The organism is Saprospiraceae bacterium (genome assembly GCA_016710235.1).
Lineage (GTDB): Bacteria > Bacteroidota > Bacteroidia > Chitinophagales > Saprospiraceae > Vicinibacter.
Map to the genome: position 1 here is coordinate 854,140 of JADJLG010000001.1, position 17,922 is coordinate 872,061.

The window sequence follows — 17,922 nt, forward strand, 5'->3', positions numbered from 1 at the left end:
CAACGCTTGACAGAACATTCGTAATATGAATAAAAATAAAAAAGAATTGATAATTGAAAGTTTTCAAAAAATGGATTTGAATATGCTTGATATTTTGTTGGACGAAAATAGAACATATCAAGATGCCACTAAAGAAGTATTTCTTGAAAAACTAAATATAGTATTTTCAAAACTGAAAAATAATGGCGACACTTTATTATCAACATATGAAGGTTTTTGTAATTCTGATGCATGCCATAACAAAAGTTGTAAGGGATATTCATTTGTAGGCAATAAATCGAAAAAACATATTGACCTAATTTTTGAAGAATTGGATAATGATGTAAAAGACATTTGCCATTGTAATGGTTTTAAAACTTATGAAACGTTTGTTGAAACAGAGAACCTTATAATGATTGATGTTAAGAATGATGAAAAGGCAGATTTTAAGCCGAGCATTAATTTTTTGATTATAAGCCAGAAATGCAAATTAGCATACGAAGAACTCATTCACTATCAAAACAAAATTATCGACAAAGAAGTGTACTTAACTTGGTTAGCAAAACACCACTCTTTATATGATTCAATAATAAGATTCTCATCGTATTATTCTGAAATTGATAAATTCTATTGGCTTTATAATAGAATGGAAGAGATGAAGGAATTTTTGCAGTCAAGTAATGCTGCAAAAGAGGCTATAGAAACTTTTCAAACGATTGACAAAAATAATACACAAGAGTTATTAAAATGGTTAGTTAAATATGAAGAAACTGGCGAAAATCTTACCCTGTTCTTATATGATTATTATTATTCAGAAACGAACGAGTTTTACGAAGTTGATATTTTGAAAGTTGACAAATCGGATTATATATATATCAAACAATTCAAATTTTTGTTTGATGAACATTATTGGGAAATGCTTAAAAAATACTCTACTTTTAGTGAGGAGGAAACTAAACGATACATAAATGAGAATGATGAAATGTCAAAACACATTAGTTCTTTATCTTATCATTTAGACAAAAAAGGCATTCACTTATAATAATCAACGCCTTTGCTGGCACATTTGCATTTTTACCGACACACAAAACCATATAAAAATGCAAAAGGGCCATCAGCCAAAGCACCAAAGCAGAACAAATGACCGGACAAACTATATACAGACTAGAAGGACGAACTAATAACATACAAGGATTAAACGAAGCTCTGCTGCGATTTAATCAAGTGTTGAATGAAACTCGGGTAGCCCGGCTTTGAGGTCAATATTATGGGGAATAAATAATTTTGTGAAGGGATGCTGAGGGTGCTTATAGGATTTTCAGGAGATCAATCAGTGATTTATCAAGCTTCAATGGAATTGGAATTGAGTAAAAAGCTTATATTTTTATATAGATACTTAGTTTTTTGAAATAAGAGTTCTTATAGTTTTCAAGGATTATTTTATTTGTGCAATAGGATCTTAGCTCGTTTACAGATACAAGTCGTTTATAGTGCATTGATTTGTAAAATTTGAAGATTTGCTATCGGTGGTGGAATTGAACTAAAGCTCAATATCCGGAACATCATGCCTGTTTTGCAACAGGGACATGAGTCAGGGTCGAAATGGTATTTCTCAACTCTTGAAAGACCCTATATTAGCTCAAATTTAGCTTGTTTTAAGCATGTGGGAGCTCTTATTTTTTTGCAAACTACTCGGCGGTATATGAATATAGTGCCTTTATCACGTCTAAAATTCGGTTATATGAATTTTTACAAGGGGTTTTTTACAGTTGGAAACAGAAAAATGGTATATTCACAGTCTGCCGTTGGTGGATATTAAAATGAAGGCAACCTTTGGAATAATATTATTTTTTTTAATTCAAAGTGTATATGGTCAGATACACCCGATAGAGAATTGGGTAAAACAGAATTACAAAAAGATTGATAGCACCTATGGGATGAACTCAATTATCTTGAAACCAGAAGTGCAAATCATTGGATTTGGTGAAGCATCTCATGGTCAAAGGAGTTTTATTGAGCATAAAATCAACTGTTTTAAATGGCTTGTTGAAAATGAAGATTATAAAATTTTCGCATTGGAAGCAGGCTTTTCAGAAGCATTAAAAATTAATCAATATATCCTATATGGACAAGGAAGTGCAAAAGAAAGCCTAATAAACCTTAATTATGGTGTTTGGCAAATTGAAGAATTTGTAGAGCTTATTGAGTGGATGAGAGCATATAATATGAACAAGTCATCAGAAGTGCAAATAAAGTTTTACGGTTTTGACTGTCAAATGTCGAAAGGGAGTGTAGATTATTTGAAATCCGTCAGTCATATCATTGGATATAATTTCAACTACGAAGAACTTTCATTGTTAGAAGATTTATTGCAGCTGCAACGCATACGAGACAAGCAATTAGCTCAACGAATATATCCGCTATTGTCGAATTTTATAACTTCATTTGCTACGAGAATTTCCGATTCAGACCAGGATACGACTTTCAAAAAGACATCTTTAACTGTATTGAACAATTTGAAATACTTTTGTGATACTGAAAGAAATGGTGAAAATCAGAATGGACTAAATCGTGCAAGATTTATGGCAGATAATGTCCAACACATATTTGAAATTGAAGGTAATAATATAAAAATGGTGCTTTCAGCCCACAATGGGCATATAACCGCAAATCCAAGAGAAAAAGATATGGGTTATTGGTTAAAACTTAATCTTGGCACTAAATATTATGCCATTGGTTACGAATTCAACGAAGGAAAAATTTTAGGATTTGATATTGTAGATGAAGAAGTTATTTTCAGAGAATTGACAATTACACCTGCAGCAAAGGGTACAATGGGAAATCTCCTCTCAAATTTTGTAGGTAAAGATTGTTTACTTGATTTGAGCGGTTCAAAACCGGATTGGTTTTTTAAAAAGCAGACAGTTTCCGACATCATGGGCTGTTTTGGTCAAAAAGGATGTATGGGCAGATACACAAAGATTAATTTAGCTTTATCTTACGATGGAATTGTATATATCGAATACACAGAAGCAGTAAACCGAATGAAAAACATCCACTAACAATGCACTAGACGGACAAACTTGCTAATGCTGCGTCCGTCGCCAGTGCTGGACGTTGTGCGTCATGCTATAACGACACAGCTACCATCAAAATTGACTGAATAAAATGGCCTCAACAACTCCAAATAGAAAAGCAATTGTAGATTTCCTCTGGGAATGGACAGAGAATCAAGCTGCCTGGAGCAAACTCCTTATCAGCAAAATTGTAGCGACAGAAAGCCTACTTTCAACTGCTGACAGAGAAACTGTTTTCAATTACTTTCTCCAATCAATCAATCTTCATACAGGTTTACCTGTCTTGACAGTTGCAAAACCAACTTACACACCAACGGCAAAGACGATTGAACTTGATTCACTTTCTGCAATTACAGGAGTAAACAGACTTGCAAAAAATCAAACCGTCAATTTTGCAAAGAACATCACAGTTATTTATGGAGAAAACGGAACAGGCAAAACCGGTTACAGCAGAATCCTGAAAACACTTGGTTTCAGTTACGACAACAACAAAACCATTCTTTCAAATGTTTACGCAGCAGCAGAACCACAGTCAGCCACAATCAATTTCAAATCAAACGGCACTAATCAAACCTTTACATGGAATGGAGCAAACAATGATTCCGAACTTGAAAGCATTTCTGTTTTCAATAGCAGTTGTGTTCAGTTCTCTATAAGCGACAGAAGTTTAATTGTTACACCAATTGGTTTTCATTTGTTCCATCTTGTTAGTGATGAGCTGAATGCACTCACTCAATTGTTGCAAAGAAAAATTGCTTCACATCCAACAACATTGCTTTGGCTTGACAACCTAACACCAGGAACACCACAGCACACATTCATTGCAACACTTTCTGCAACTTCAACCGAACAAAAACTAACCGAACTTTCAGACTTTACTCCAGCACATGAAGATGCTCTCATAGCACAGGAAAGCGAACTTGCTTCTTTGAATAAGGCATTGCTTCAATCTCAGATTCAAACATTGAGAAGTCAGATTGCAGAACTTGATTCAATTACTGGAAAAATTGAGACAGCTAAAGTACAACTCAATGATGCAAACTGGCAAGCACTTCTTGCAATAAACAAAGAAATTTCCGAGTTAGAAAGCAAAACACAAACAGGATTAAAAGACATAGCTGATGAAAGAGGAATTGAGTTTTATCAAACACCCGAGTTCAATTCTTTTATAAAGGCAGTAGAGAGTTACATCAAAATAATTGACAAGCCAGACTATCCACAAGAAGGTGACACTTGCGTTTACTGCTTGCAACCACTTGATGATTCAGCAAAAGAATTATTGAAAAGCTACAGGAAACTTCTAAACGATAAGACACAAGAGAACCTTGCAGCTCTAAAAAATAAAAAGGCAAGGTTGATTCAACTTGTTTCGCAAGTTGATACCAACCTTACTTTTCACCATCACACCTTCGGCACAGATGAAAAGCAAGCACCAGTTCAGCCGAAAGAAATTACCGACTACAATACCAATTTGGGTGCATTAAAAACAACATTCATCACAGATGCAATCGCACAGGGCTCAACTTTTACTTTTGATTATCAAACTGTAATTACTTTTTTAACTGTTAAGCGAACAGCACTCAACGATTCTTTAACTCAAAAATCAGAAGCACTTTCAAACCTTGCGACACGGGAAGCAACTCTGAAAAATGAATTTGCTGAATTAAAAGACAGAAAATTTCTTTCAGGAAAAGTGGCAGAAGTAAAAACAGCAATTGCAAATCACAAAGTTGTAAATACACTTAATGCCAATTCATCCAGTTTCAATACAAATTCAATCAGCCGTAAAACTTCATCCGCAAGAGAAGAATTAGTCAGACAGGACTTTGAAGCTAAATTCAAGAGGGAACTAATTGCTTTGCGAAAACCGCACTTAAAAGTTGATTTGGATTTTGGAACTGACCGAGGCAATTCAGTAGTTTATCAAAAAATTAGCAGACATGCTTTGGCAGATATATTAAGCGAAGGAGAACAAAAGGCAATCGCCTTGGCTGAATTTTTAACAGAGTTGCAACTTGACAATACAAAAGCCCCAATAGTTTTTGACGACCCTGTAAATTCACTTGACCATAACATAATTGATGAAGTCGCAAGGCGACTTCTCAATCTTTCAAGTGAAAGACAAGTTGTTGTTTTTACTCACAGTGTTCTTTTGTTCAACAGCTTTTTGTATTTCAGTAAGCAACCAACATTCAGTGAGCTGGTTTGCAAATTCTATAACTCAAAGAATGAGTATTCAGAAACAGGTGTTATCACTGAAGCAGAAGAAGAAATCAATAAAGTAAAAAGTTACATTTCTAAAGTCAACACTATTTTAACAACACACCGAGAGACAGAGCAGAAGCAGATGTTGCAGAAGACGGTTATGGATTTTTGCGTTCAGCAATTGAACTTTTTGTTGAGCATGAAATATTTCAGGGAACAGTAAAACGGTATCAGAAAAATATAGGTTTGACAAGTTTCGTAAAAGTTGATGGTGCATTACTGGATACCCACAAGGACAAGTTGAATGAAATCTTTGAAAGATGTTGCGGCTATATCAAAGGACACAGTAACCCAACAGAAATTCACAACGACCCAACAGTAGCAGGATTAAAAATTGACTTTGAGGAATTTAACGCTATTAGGGCAAATTTTATTAACTAGTAAAAATAATGAAAGTAGTTTGTATTGGTTGGGGTTCTTTAATTTGGAAACCAGAAAGTTTGGCTTGCCAAAATGAATGGTTTGAAGACGGCCCCTTTTTACCCATTGAATTCACGAGGATTTCGAGCAATAATAGAGTTACTTTGATTATAGATGAGAATTCCGCCCCAGTTAGAACTCTATGGTCTTTGATGTTACCATCAAATATTGATGAGTGTATTGAATCCTTAAAGAAACGTGAAGGAACAACCAAGGAAAACATTCATTTCACCACTATTAATTCAAATTGTGAGGATGTCATTAAATTAACGATAACTAAATGGTTGAAAGAAAAAGATATTGATGCAGCAATTTGGACAGGTTTGTCATTTAGTAAAAAGACAAAGAATGAAAGACCAACATTATCAGATATCATTAATCATTTGGAACAACTTACTGGAGATGAAAGAAGATTTGCAGAGGAATACATTAGAAATGCACCAAAGCAAATTGACACCGAATATAGACGAGAAATCGAAAATAAGCTAGGATGGAGATAGTTCTAATAAAAAAAGCACGAACGCACAACAGCACCTACCCAAAAGGCGGGGTTTCGTGTTCCAAATACAGTTTTGAGGTTAATCAAACATTAGTTTTTCAAATCAAGTTTTGTGGTAAAATCCCCGCCCTTCGGGTAGCTGCAAAACGTCAGGTTGTGAAAAAACTACCAAAAAATTAATATAAATAAATCGTAGCAATATTAATTGTAATGTGTATTTTTATACATTATGAATCATGTTACCGGCATACCAAGATTACAAATGCAGATGAGTTCATTAGAAGACTCAATAGGACAGGATAATCCCATTCGATTTATTGACGCATTTGTAGAGCAATTGGATTTGTTAAAACTTGGATTTGAAGTAAAGACTGTTTCAGCTCGCTGGATGCCCCTGTAGTGAATGTTGATTCACGCAATCTACCGGCAATACCGCTGAATTCCACACTGGAATCAGAAATGCTGCTCAATGTAGAAAAGCTCTAAGTCAAGATCGCCGAACTGCTGCGATATTGATTTCCCAGCAGCAGAGTAGCTGTATCAATTCCAACTGTCTTTTGAGAATATTCAGGGAGTGTCCCCTTCGTCCGTTGTCCTTGGTGTCGCCGTCTTGCGTGGTTCGCAATTCGCTCCGTCTGCCGAATGCGGCTGACCTGCTGCACCGAACTACAGCCGGCTCACTCAGAGGAAAGAAATCTGAGAAAATAATCCTGATTCCCCCTGGCAAAATGAGACAAAATCCTCCTTATAATTGCTTTCTAAAGCTCAAACCGCCCTTAAAAATGAAAGGAAACCCGAGTCACATAGAAGATATATATGCCATAATGGCGTAGACAAAGATGTTATGATCGACCAAAATTGAGAAACATCTAAAAAAGTTTGTATCGCAATTAAGAAACTATTATCTTTGTTAAAACGTTTCAAAATTGGAGCATTTTGAGATTGAGTTTTTACCAGAAGCATTAGAATTCCTTAGTAACATTCCAGTAAAAGCTAGGGAAAAAATTCTTTTTAACATGGGATTAGCAAAGTCACGAAAGGATCCTAAATTATTTGAACCATTGCAATATGGAGTCTGGTACTTCAGAACTAAATATTTTGGAAACCAATATCGAATTTTTGCATTTTGGGACAAAACAGAAAAAACAAACACATTGGTAATTGCTACCCATGGAATCATCAAGAAAAGTGACAAACCATCAAAATCTGAAATATTGAAGGCTAAAGCTATAAAGGATAAATATTTTGAATCTAAAAAGTAAGAATATGAAGACAACTAGTTTCGATAAAGTATTGGACATGCACATTGGTAAGCGGGGAACAAAAAAAAGAGAAAAGTTTGAGCAAGAGTTGAGATTAGAGTTGTTAGGCGATGCCATCAAGAAAGCACGACAAGCCAAAAAATTAACCCAAGAACAACTTGGAGAATTAGTAGGAGTCCAAAAAGCTCAAATATCAAAAGTTGAGAACTGTGCAACTGATGCAAGATTTGCTACAATATTGAAAGTATTCAACGCTTTAGATGCAAAGGTGAAATTTAGCGTTGAAATCGATAAGCAAAAATTGATGATTAGTAAGTAGGAATGGCCGGATCATAACATGAGCTTGACGCAAGCAGCTCATGCAGCTTTCATACAGGAAAAAATCGTAAATTTGGCTTGAGTTTGTTGCTCTAGGCGGACAACCGGAAGTGCTCTGCCTGCGTCAAGCTCAGGCACATTAGCAAACATTATTAAATCCGCATATTCACTACATTATAACATATTAAACCATTAATTATGAAAAAGTTTTATAGTTTTTTATCGACAATAATTTTTGTCATTCTTGTAACAGCTTTGACTAACTGTACCAAAGAGAGCGACACTTCACAAACTACAATTCAAAATGTGCTAGGATATGCTCAAAAAGGACCTTTTATCAACGGTAGTTCTGTTACTGCATATGATTTAAAATCTGATTTATCTCCAACTGGAAAATCTTTTAATATGCAAATAACTGATAATAAAGGTTCTTTTCAGTTGAATAATGTTTCTTTAAGTTCAAATTATGTTTCTTTACGAGCAGATGGATTTTATTTTAATGAAGTTTTAGGACAACAGTCAGTTGCGCAAATTACATTATATACTCTTTCTGATATTTCAGGGAAAAGTGATATAAATATCAATATATTAACTCATTTGGAGAAACCTCGCGTAGAATATCTGATGAAAAATGGCAAGTCTTTTGCTGATTCCAAAATTCAAGCTCAAAAGGAAATACTAGCTATTTTCAATATTGAGAAAAGTAATATCAAAACATCTGAAAATTTAAACATTTCAGAAACAGGTGACGATAATGGAATATTGCTTGCAATATCTTCAATATTGCAAGCTTATCGTTCTGAAAGTGAAATGTCGGAATTGCTATCAAATATAAGCAAAGACATTCAGGAAGATGGAGTTTTAAATAGCGATACCTTAGGTTCTGCTTTGATAAATCAAGCAGTGGCATTAGATACGGTCGCAATCAAAAGCAATCTTTCCAAACGATATAGTGATATAGGAGCAACAGTGAGTATTCCAGATTTTGGTAAGTATATCTCAAACTTCATTACAAAAACAAAGTATGTTATAACCAAACCTTTGATTACTTACCCCGAAACAGGTTTAAATGGAGATAATATTCTTTCATTAACCAAAATAAATTTTGACCTTGGTGTAAGAAGAGATACCACTTTTAGTCTTGCTGCCCAGTTAGCTAAAGGTGCATCTGTGAAAATTAAAATTATGTCTGTAAGTTCAGATACTAGCATGACTTCAAAAGCATATTGGTATTATGCATTAGGCTCAAGTGTCAATTGGACTATCTCTGAATTTGACCAAATTGCATTTGTTCAAACTTTTACAGCCACAGAATCTGGTAAATCTTGTGATTTAAAAATGAATTTTAATAGTGGTACTTTCTTAGTTGAATACTATGAGATGAGTTCAACAACTGCTACCAGAAAAAAGACAATAACGGTAAATTGAAAAAAATAACGTTTGCCAACAAGGGCTCATAAGCAATTGGGGTTTAAGTGGTTGGGCGTGCGTCGCTCTCGCTTGCAAGCTCGGTAACGGGTGATAGGTTCGCGTCCACGAAGTCCCCAACTGCTCATAGCCCCGTCCGTTAGGTTGTGAAAAAACTACCAAAAAAAATAGTATAATTAAAACGTAGCTATATTAATTGCAATGTGTGTTTTTATACATTATGCATCATGTTACCGGCATACCAAGATTACAAATGCAGATGAGTTCATTGGAAGACTCAATAGGACAGGATAATCCCGTTCGATTTATTGACGCATTTGTAGAGCAATTGGATTTGTTAAAACTTGGATTTAAAGTAAAGACTGTTTCAGCTCGCTGGATGCCCCTGTAGTGACTGTAGGCTCACGCAATCTACCGGCAATACCGCTGAATTCCACACTGGAAGCGGAGATGGTGCTCAATGCAGAAAAGCTCCAAGTCAAGATCGCCGGACTGCTGCGATATTGATTTCCTAGCAGCAGAGTAGCTGTATCAATTCCAACTGTCTTTTGAGAATATTCAGGGAGTGTCCCCTTCGTCCGTTGTCCTCGGTGTCGCCGTCTTGCGTGGTTCGCAATTCGCTCCGTCAGCCGAATGCGGCTGACCTGCTGCACCGAACTCCAGCCGGCTCACTCAGAGGAAAGAAATCTGAGAAAATAATCCTGATTCCCCCTGGCAAAATGAGACAAAATCCTCCTTATAATTGCTTTCTAAAGCTCAAACCGCCCTTAAAAATGAAAGGAAACCCGAGTCACATAGAAGATATATATGCCACAATGGCGTAGACAAAGATGTTACCCCCAATGCAAAAAACGTGTGCCGTGTGCATGGATTTGAGCGATTTTTATACAGAGCTGTATTTTAATGTAAAGATTTTGTTGATTTCTATACACAATAATATATATTTGTATAGGTTTTTAAACAATCTTTACAAATGACAACCTGGGGATTAACTGAATTACCTCTAAACATTGATTTAGAATCGAAGAAGGTCTTAAAGGCTTTACCTTCTGCACATGCAGCATTGGCTGAGTTGAAAGGAATTGCATCAACTATTCCCAATCAGAATATTTTAATAAACACACTTGGATTACAAGAAGCAAAAGATAGTTCAGCAATCGAGAATATAATCACTACACATGATGATTTATATATGTCAGAGTTGAATCTTGATGCTTTTAAATCACTTCAAGCCAAGGAAGTTCAGAATTATATTTCGGCCTTGAAAAAGGGGTTTGAACTTATTTCAAAAACGGGCTTACTTGCAAACAATAGTATTCTTCAAATCCAGGAAATACTTGAGGATAATAAAGCGGGATTTAGAAAATTACCTGGCACTGCGTTGAAAAATGCAGCTACAGGAGAGACAGTTTACACACCACCTCAAGACTATGAGCAAATCATGAGACTAATGACAAATCTTGAGCGATACATAAATGATTCAGAAATGCAAGATTGCGACCCGTTGATTAAGATGGCAATTATTCATTTTCAATTTGAAAGTATTCATCCTTTTTATGACGGAAATGGCAGAACTGGCAGAATAATAAACATCCTATACTTGATTTTGGAAAAGATCCAATCTTTGCCAATTCTATATTTAAGCAACTATATAATCAAACACAAACCTGATTATTATCGCCTTTTGCAAAAAGTTCGTGTCGAAAATTTATGGGAGGAGTGGTTGTTGTTTATGATAAATGGAGTCGAACAAACAGCAAAAGAGACAATAGAATTGATTATTAAAATCAAGGAACTAATGCTTAATTACAAGCACAGATTACGAGATAATTACAAATTTTACAGTCAAGATTTGTTGAATAATTTATTCAAACATCCTTACACAAAGATTGAATTTGTCGTAAATGATTTGGGAGTATCAAGATTAACAGCTGCAAATTATTTAAATAAATTAGTGGATGATAAAATGTTGCGAAAAAACAAATTAGGAACTGGGAATTATTATATCAATGAGGAATTATTTAATTTGTTGACAACGAGATAAAAATTCACTGGCGCTAACATACAAGGATTAAACGAAGCTCTGCTTCGATTTAATCCTGTGTAGAATGAAGCTCGAGTAGCCCGGATTTAAGGTCAATAGTATTGGGAATAAATAATTATGTGATGGGATGCTGAGGGTGCTTAGAGGATATTCTGGAGATTGATCAGTGATTTATCAAGCTTCAATAGGATTGGAATTGAACTAAAGCTCAATATCCGGAACATCATGCCTGTTTTGCAACAGGGACATGAGTCCGGGTCGAAATGGTATTCCTCAACTCTTGAAAGACCCTATCTTTTATCAAAATTAGCTTATTTTAAGCCTGTGGCAACTCTTATTTTATAGCAATCTATTCGGCGGTCCATAATAATGTTGCCTTTATCACGTCTAAAATTCGGTTATATAAAATTTTCCCAGGAGTTTTTTACAGTTGGAAACAGAAAAATGGTATTTTCACAGTCTGGCGTTAATGCCAATTTTTGTTGGCCTAATATAATGTGATTAAGATGTTGTAAAAAACATTTAACTTTGTCAAAAAAACTGCAATAGATGAGTGCAATAATAATTAAGGGTGACAAAAAGAACTCAAAATTAATTTCAGATTTGGCAAAACAACTCGGTGCAAATGTAATTGCCTTAAGAGATCAACAATATGAAGATTTTTTAATTGGAAAACTCATGGATAGTCAAAAAACTGGAAAAACGGTCACTAAGGCTTCAATTATGAAAAAGCTGAAAGTTAAATGATTGTAGAGTTTGACAAGTCATTCTATCGTACATTAATTAAACTAAAGAACGTAACAGTACTTAAGAAAGTTGAGCGCACAATTACAAAACTTGAAGCAGCACAATCATTAAATGATGTTTTGGAAGTGAGCAAATTAACAGGTTACAAAAAATATTACAAAATAAGACTTGGAGACTATCGAATTGGCCTAGAGAAAATAAATTCAACAAAAATCAGGTTAATAATCATTGCCAACAGAAAAGACATTTATAAAATATTTCCATAAAACACTGGCATTAGCATGATATTGAAGCAAGCAGAGCAAATCGGATTTCAGTCTAGAAAATGTTGTAAATTTGGCTTTTAATTTTAGCTATTAGCCTGAGTGCAAAAATGCTCTGCCTGCATCAATCTCAAACACGTTAGCAGCTACCGCTAATACTATACATAGATGTACAACAAAATTGATAAAGATCAAATGTTGCGGGATGAATGGCGCCAACTTGGGTTCTATTATGAATCTGACGAAGAATCCAAAGAATGGAAAATCTTCTGTGACAAAAAGAGTGCTACTAATCTTGCAGTCATTCTAAACGATTACTGTAGCCATGAAAACAATTCAGGGCTATCGGAAACATACTCACCTTGGTCCTTATAGCTATTTAAAGATAATGACCTGGGACAAGCCATTATTTAAGATAGATGTTATCGCCGGAACAATTAAGGATCTGTATTTTCTAAGTAAATTGATTCTGGATAAACTAAATAATACTAAACCAAGGGAAACATTCTTGATTGATGAAGAGTATTCTAATGCAAATGAAGCTCGTATTATAGTAACCTTGATGCCCGATAAATTCGATCTGGTTACAATGGATAAACAATTAAACACGAACAGCGGCAGCCGCTAACATACAAGGATTAATCGAAGCTCTGCTGCGATTTAATCCTGTGTTGAATGAAGCTCAGGTAGCCCGGCACTGAGGTCAATACTATGGGGAATAAATAATTTTTTGATGGGATGCTGAGGGTGCTTAGAGGATATTCAAAAGATCAAACAGTGATTTATCAGGCATCAATGGGATTGGAATAGAATAAAAAGCTTACATTTTTATATAGCTACTTGGCTTTTTGAAATAAGTGGTCATGTAGTTTTCAAGGATTATTTTATTTGTGCAATAGGATCTTAGCTCGTTCACAGATACAAGTCGTTTATAGTGCATTGATTTGTAAAATTTGAAGATTTGCTATCGGTGGTGGAATTGAACTAAAGCTCAGTATTCGGACCAACTTGCCTGTCTTGCAACAGGGACACGAGTCAGGGTCGAAATGGTAATTCTCAACTCTTGAAGGACCCTAATTTTCTCAAAATTGCCTTGTTTTAAGCCTGTGGGAGCTCTTATTTTTTTGTAACCTACTCGGCGGTCTATAATAATGTTGCCTTTATCACGTCTAAAATTCGGTTATATGAAATTTTACCATGTGATTTATGTACTTGGAAACAGAAATATGGTATTTTCACAGTCTGTCTGAGATGGTAATTCATAGAGAAAAGAAATAGACCCTAGTCAGTCAAGGGTCTTCATTAAAGCTGCCAAAGGCAAAAAAGATCGATATGTAGTCTTTCCTCAAAAGATGCAACACGTGTCCATCGAATATATCAGGTCCTACAATCCAAGCTACCGGCTTATTGAAGGCCAGGAAGGTGGACAATACAGCCCCGGATATATACAGAATATGTTTCTTACTCAAATCGAGAAAGCCGCAGTAGATAGTTATGCTTCAGTATAAACACTTAGACACATCTACGCTACTCACTTACCCGAACCGGGAGTAGATCTGAGAAGAAAACAGGAAGCCTTGGGCCATAACTCTATCAAAACTACAGAAATATACACCCACATACAGGATACGTACAGATACCGCTTTCGCAGCCCGATAAACGATGGAACTTTAGAAAAAAATCTGCCAATTGCTTTTAAATACAGGGAAAATTATATAATTTTGTCAAAAGACCTTAAAACGTCTTATAAAATGCAATGAGAACCCATCACACATAGAACATATATACGTTATTAAAATATATACGACATAATGGTGTATATAAAGATGTTATAGGCCACTCAATATGAAATATCTATATATTCTTTTAATTATCAAACTCTTCAAAACCATTGCTGCGGGTCAATATTCTATTAGCAATATAGATATGTCAAATAGTCCAATTACCGCCAATGAAATTTTTACAGTAAAATTTTTTAATAATGCCATGTGGATTGGTACTTGGCTCAACGGTCTGTGTCATATTACCGATAATAAATGGACAATATTAAGATCCGATTCAATTAAAACTACAGGAAATAATATAATAGACATCCATAAAGACAAGAAAGGCAATATTTGGCTCGTTGACTATGCTTTCTTTTCCGGTGCAAGCGTAGTGAGATATAATGGAATTAGTTGGGAAGTTTTAACTCCATTTAATGAGCCCAACACTCAGGTTACAGGAATTTCAGAAGATAAGAACGGAAACCTGTGGTTCCAAACGTACGGCGCAGGGATATATTTTTATAACCTCAACAAACAAATTTGGACTCATTTAACCCTAAACAATAGTGGATTGTTCAATTATTCAATTCGTTGTATTGCTATAGATAATGATAATAAAAAATGGATCGGTCACTATGATGGTGGATTTGATATTTTTAATGACACTACTTGGACTAATCATTTCGGTGATATCGAGCTCAGTGTTGAAACGATTGCTTTTGGTGATTCAAATCTAGTCTGGGTTGGAACAAGTTATAATGGAATCATTTTACTTGACAGTGCAACTACTTATTTGGGGTACTCATAATTCTCCTTTGCCAAGTAATTCCATAAAAGTAATCAAAATTGATTCTAAAGGTAGAGTCTGGATTGGTACTGAAAAAGGACTCATCATTAAAGATGGTAATAATTGGATTACTTTTAAAGATAGTCTTTTACTTAACACGGAAATAAGGGATATTACATTTGAAAATGATTCTTCTATTTGGCTTAGCAGTTGGGGTAAAGGACTAATTCATCTAGTTCCGAATCAAACGACAAAAATTAATCAAGTACTTGCTAATGAATTATTACTGTTTCCGAATCCCTTCATTGATGGTATAAATATTTCTACTTTGGGTAAAAATACAGTTAATCAAATAGACATCTTAACAATTGATGGAAATTTAATTATAAGCAAAACTCTAGGTGAAAATCACTTCATTGATTTGATTGAATTGCCTAGCGGGACATATTTCGCAAAAATTTATTTTGACAATGTATATTGTATTAAAAAATTAATTAAAAATAGCGGCCTATAACATGGTATACACACAAGCGCTAGTGCGCCTGCGTTTATACCAGGACCTTGGCAGCGAGTGTGACACACAGTGCATAGTGATAAGCAACTAATTATGATTTGATTTCATCTATTAAGAAAAAATATGACTATGAAAAAAGCAATTTTACTCGGATTAATTATTATGACCTTATTATCTTGTGAAAAGGAAAAAAATACAGATAATTCAGATTTCATTGAAACAATTGAATTGTTTACCGATGATTGCAAAACAATTATTGAGCAAAATACATTATGTTTTGATACAGTGAGGTCTGATTCGAGGTGTCCAGTAGGAGCAAATTGTAAATGGGAAGGAAATGCAATAGTAAGCCTTGATTTAAAAACAAGTGATAATAAAAATTATATAATTGAGTTAAACACAAATCCAGACTTTTCAATTGATAGGATAGTTGGAGATTTATATATTCAGCTGACAGATTTGACTCCTTACCCAGAGGTAAGTATGGTGATTAATTCAAAAGATTATAAAGCTAAGTTGACAATTGCAAATATTAACAAGATTAAGAGTAATGCTCAAATAATTTCATTCAACCCTAACAAAGAAGTATGTAGTTGGGGTTGGACTATAAGGATAGGAAACGATACGATTAAATCTGATGATGAGATAATTGGAAAAACCATTGGATATAACCTAAATTATCCCGTTGATATTTATATGGAAAAAGGTGATTTAGAGCAGACTTGTTCTGATATGGGAGGATATGATTATTATAATTTAAAAACTATGATAAAGATTGAATAACACCAGCTGCCAACATTTTGTATCAGTAATGGCAGGCGATGGGGTAAATAGCAAGGTCTATAGCCCGCTCAAACTGCGCAGCGGTTTGAAAGGGAACTACCACGCAAACTACCACAACTCATACAATTTACCGTTAGGGGTAATCCCTCTATATTTAAAAACTATTGAATTTAGTAGCTAAAGAACTTTATCTTAGCTTTTAGCTCAATGTCAAGACTGTTTTAGGCATTGGTGTTTAATAAACCGGATGGCAATCAAGGTTTGATTGTACAAAGTGATTTATTAAAAGTAATATCTTGCTAAGTTACAGTTTAGTGGTGATCCTATATTTTTGGAATCCCGATCAGAGTAATTCAAAAGTAGAAAAGTTGCAATCCTTTGAGCTTATTTGTTCACAATTTAATAATTTATTGATGGAAAATCAAAAAGCTTCATCGGAAGTTGTCAACCCAAATGCTGCTGAGCTTGACATTGGCAGTAGAAGTCATTGGGTAGCTGTTGGTCAAAATTCCGAAGATGTCAAAGAGTTTGGAGTTTACAGCGACGATCAATTTGCTATGGCTCAATGGCTCAAAGAAAAAAATATCACTAGTATTGCCATTGAAATTACAGGTACTTATTGGCAAAACCTTTTTTCAAGTCTTATTTCATTTGGATATGAAGTGTTTCTTGTAAATGGAAAACAGACCAAAAATGTCAAAGGGAAGAAAACAGAGATTAAGGATTGTCAATGGATACAAAAATTACATTAGATGGGATTATTCAGGAGTAGTTTTTTACCAGATAGTAAAACAGAACTCATCAGAACCTTTTCTCGACATCGCTAGAATCTAATCGAGATGTGTGCAAACTGCACCAGGCGAATGCAGAAATATCTTCGACTTATGAACATGAGATTAGATGTTGTTGTAAATGGTATATATGGTGAGACTGGTCAAAATATTATTTCAACTTTTATTCAAGGAGAGCATGGTGGTGTTAAACTTGTTGCTTTGAGGCACTACAATTGTAGAAAGTCTGAATCTGAAATTGCAAAAGCCTTTCAATTCAAAGGAAGGATGGATTTCTTGTTTTCTCTTAAACAAGAATGGTAGACATACCAACACTTACAAAATCAAATTCAGAAAACTGATAAAGAGATAAATTCACTCCTTGAAAAAATTATAGCTGATGCCGACAAAAAGAAACAACATGTTGCTGGCCATAAGCCTTTCAAAAGAAAAAACAAAAATTCTATTACCGGAACAGATATCAACCAAATCGCCCATAAATATTTCGAAGGCGTAGATCTGATGAAAATTGAAGGCGTAAGTCATGCAACTGAAATGACAATAATAAGTGAAATCGGATTAGAAGGATTTAGTAAATTTCATACTACAAAACAATTTGTCTCTTGGTTGCGATTATCCCCAAACAATAAAATAAGCGGAGGAAAAGTCCTAAGCAATCAAATAGCAAGGGGTAGTAATCGACTAAAAATAGCACTTCGTCAAGCAGCGAATTGCATTGGAAACTTAAAAGAAACCCATCTCTCAGATTTCTTTAGACGAATCTGTATTAAGCGTGGGAGAGCTTCTGCTGTTTCTGCAACGGCTAGGAAACTTGGAGTAATACCATGGCAATGATCACTAAAAAAAATCAGTATGCACCACCTAAAGAGTATCTCATGCTTGATCAAAAAAGAAAACTAGGATTAGTAAGTCGGATTCGAAAATCTATTACTAAATTTGATCTAAAACCGGATGATCTTGGATTTGCAACTGTTTGATT

17 protein-coding genes and 2 pseudogenes are annotated in these 17,922 nt (G+C 34.7%); all 19 read left to right on the plus strand.

Translation table 11 applies throughout. The annotated features are described in order from the left end of the window. Nucleotides 1-25: 25 nt before the first annotated feature. The 19 genes and pseudogenes from IPI99_03450 to IPI99_03540 all read left to right on the plus strand — a co-directional run bounded on the left by IPI99_03450 (nt 26) and on the right by IPI99_03540 (nt 17,920). Nucleotides 26-1,021: a hypothetical protein gene (locus tag IPI99_03450; protein MBK7339568.1), complete on the plus strand. Its 996-nt coding sequence runs from the start codon at nt 26-28 to the stop codon at nt 1,019-1,021. Between the two features lie 778 nt (nt 1,022-1,799). Beyond that, a complete protein-coding gene (locus tag IPI99_03455) occupies nt 1,800-3,041 on the plus strand; it encodes an erythromycin esterase family protein (protein MBK7339569.1) in 1,242 nt (413 codons plus the stop codon). A 106-nt stretch (nt 3,042-3,147) separates the two neighbouring features. Continuing rightward, a pseudogene (locus IPI99_03460) lies at nt 3,148-5,702 on the plus strand (AAA family ATPase). Between the two features lie 8 nt (nt 5,703-5,710). Then, nucleotides 5,711-6,241, plus strand: coding sequence for a hypothetical protein (locus tag IPI99_03465; protein ID MBK7339570.1), 531 nt, complete (start codon nt 5,711-5,713; stop codon nt 6,239-6,241). Nucleotides 6,242-6,469: 228 nt separating this feature from the next. Beyond that, a complete protein-coding gene (locus tag IPI99_03470) occupies nt 6,470-6,640 on the plus strand; it encodes a hypothetical protein (protein MBK7339571.1) in 171 nt (56 codons plus the stop codon). Between the two features lie 526 nt (nt 6,641-7,166). Further along, nucleotides 7,167-7,502, plus strand: a complete 336-nt coding sequence (locus IPI99_03475) for a type II toxin-antitoxin system RelE/ParE family toxin (protein ID MBK7339572.1) — start codon at nt 7,167-7,169, stop codon at nt 7,500-7,502. A gap of 4 nt (nt 7,503-7,506) precedes the next feature. Further along, a complete protein-coding gene (locus IPI99_03480; GenBank protein ID MBK7339573.1) occupies nt 7,507-7,821 on the plus strand; it encodes a helix-turn-helix transcriptional regulator in 315 nt (104 codons plus the stop codon). 197 nt (nt 7,822-8,018) lie between these two features. Continuing rightward, nucleotides 8,019-9,248: a hypothetical protein gene (locus tag IPI99_03485; GenBank protein MBK7339574.1), complete on the plus strand. Its 1,230-nt coding sequence runs from the start codon at nt 8,019-8,021 to the stop codon at nt 9,246-9,248. 220 nt (nt 9,249-9,468) lie between these two features. Beyond that, nucleotides 9,469-9,639 (plus strand): hypothetical protein, encoded by a 171-nt coding sequence (locus IPI99_03490; GenBank protein ID MBK7339575.1) that lies wholly within the window; start codon nt 9,469-9,471, stop codon nt 9,637-9,639. Between the two features lie 582 nt (nt 9,640-10,221). Further along, nucleotides 10,222-11,292, plus strand: coding sequence for a Fic family protein (locus tag IPI99_03495; protein MBK7339576.1), 1,071 nt, complete (start codon nt 10,222-10,224; stop codon nt 11,290-11,292). 549 nt (nt 11,293-11,841) lie between these two features. Continuing rightward, a complete protein-coding gene (locus tag IPI99_03500; protein MBK7339577.1) occupies nt 11,842-12,039 on the plus strand; it encodes a hypothetical protein in 198 nt (65 codons plus the stop codon). Next, nucleotides 12,036-12,305: a type II toxin-antitoxin system RelE/ParE family toxin gene (locus IPI99_03505; GenBank protein ID MBK7339578.1), complete on the plus strand. Its 270-nt coding sequence runs from the start codon at nt 12,036-12,038 to the stop codon at nt 12,303-12,305. Before IPI99_03500 ends, IPI99_03505 begins: the two co-directional genes overlap by 4 nt. Before the next feature lie 322 nt (nt 12,306-12,627). Next, nucleotides 12,628-12,930: a hypothetical protein gene (locus IPI99_03510; protein ID MBK7339579.1), complete on the plus strand. Its 303-nt coding sequence runs from the start codon at nt 12,628-12,630 to the stop codon at nt 12,928-12,930. Nucleotides 12,931-13,654: 724 nt separating this feature from the next. Then, nucleotides 13,655-13,810, plus strand: a complete 156-nt coding sequence (locus IPI99_03515; GenBank protein ID MBK7339580.1) for a hypothetical protein — start codon at nt 13,655-13,657, stop codon at nt 13,808-13,810. A 12-nt stretch (nt 13,811-13,822) separates the two neighbouring features. Next, a complete protein-coding gene (locus IPI99_03520; GenBank protein ID MBK7339581.1) occupies nt 13,823-14,062 on the plus strand; it encodes a tyrosine-type recombinase/integrase in 240 nt (79 codons plus the stop codon). 85 nt (nt 14,063-14,147) lie between these two features. Next, nucleotides 14,148-14,876 (plus strand): hypothetical protein, encoded by a 729-nt coding sequence (locus tag IPI99_03525; GenBank protein MBK7339582.1) that lies wholly within the window; start codon nt 14,148-14,150, stop codon nt 14,874-14,876. Continuing rightward, nucleotides 14,848-15,369 carry a T9SS type A sorting domain-containing protein gene (locus IPI99_03530; protein ID MBK7339583.1) on the plus strand — a complete coding sequence of 174 codons (522 nt, stop codon included), beginning with the start codon at nt 14,848-14,850 and terminating at the stop codon, nt 15,367-15,369. Before IPI99_03525 ends, IPI99_03530 begins: the two co-directional genes overlap by 29 nt. A 129-nt stretch (nt 15,370-15,498) precedes the next feature. Then, the gene (locus IPI99_03535) at nt 15,499-16,152 is read left to right on the plus strand and encodes a hypothetical protein (GenBank protein MBK7339584.1); all 654 of its coding nucleotides are present in this window, start codon (nt 15,499-15,501) and stop codon (nt 16,150-16,152) included. A 413-nt stretch (nt 16,153-16,565) separates the two neighbouring features. Further along, a pseudogene (locus tag IPI99_03540) lies at nt 16,566-17,920 on the plus strand (IS110 family transposase). Nucleotides 17,921-17,922 lie beyond the last annotated feature (2 nt).

What these genes read in the sequence shown, in the direction of transcription:
- IPI99_03450 (MBK7339568.1), top strand. Translation starts at nt 26, where the DNA reads ATGAATAAAAATAAAAAAGAATTGATAATTGAAAGTTTTCAAAAAATG.
- IPI99_03455 (MBK7339569.1), top strand. Translation starts at nt 1,800, where the DNA reads ATGAAGGCAACCTTTGGAATAATATTATTTTTTTTAATTCAAAGTGTA.
- IPI99_03465 (MBK7339570.1), top strand. Translation starts at nt 5,711, where the DNA reads ATGAAAGTAGTTTGTATTGGTTGGGGTTCTTTAATTTGGAAACCAGAA.
- IPI99_03470 (MBK7339571.1), top strand. Translation starts at nt 6,470, where the DNA reads ATGAATCATGTTACCGGCATACCAAGATTACAAATGCAGATGAGTTCA.
- IPI99_03480 (MBK7339573.1), top strand. Translation starts at nt 7,507, where the DNA reads ATGAAGACAACTAGTTTCGATAAAGTATTGGACATGCACATTGGTAAG.
- IPI99_03485 (MBK7339574.1), top strand. Translation starts at nt 8,019, where the DNA reads ATGAAAAAGTTTTATAGTTTTTTATCGACAATAATTTTTGTCATTCTT.
- IPI99_03490 (MBK7339575.1), top strand. Translation starts at nt 9,469, where the DNA reads ATGCATCATGTTACCGGCATACCAAGATTACAAATGCAGATGAGTTCA.
- IPI99_03495 (MBK7339576.1), top strand. Translation starts at nt 10,222, where the DNA reads ATGACAACCTGGGGATTAACTGAATTACCTCTAAACATTGATTTAGAA.
- IPI99_03500 (MBK7339577.1), top strand. Translation starts at nt 11,842, where the DNA reads ATGAGTGCAATAATAATTAAGGGTGACAAAAAGAACTCAAAATTAATT.
- IPI99_03505 (MBK7339578.1), top strand. Translation starts at nt 12,036, where the DNA reads ATGATTGTAGAGTTTGACAAGTCATTCTATCGTACATTAATTAAACTA.
- IPI99_03510 (MBK7339579.1), top strand. Translation starts at nt 12,628, where the DNA reads ATGAAAACAATTCAGGGCTATCGGAAACATACTCACCTTGGTCCTTAT.
- IPI99_03515 (MBK7339580.1), top strand. Translation starts at nt 13,655, where the DNA reads ATGCAACACGTGTCCATCGAATATATCAGGTCCTACAATCCAAGCTAC.
- IPI99_03525 (MBK7339582.1), top strand. Translation starts at nt 14,148, where the DNA reads ATGAAATATCTATATATTCTTTTAATTATCAAACTCTTCAAAACCATT.
- IPI99_03535 (MBK7339584.1), top strand. Translation starts at nt 15,499, where the DNA reads ATGAAAAAAGCAATTTTACTCGGATTAATTATTATGACCTTATTATCT.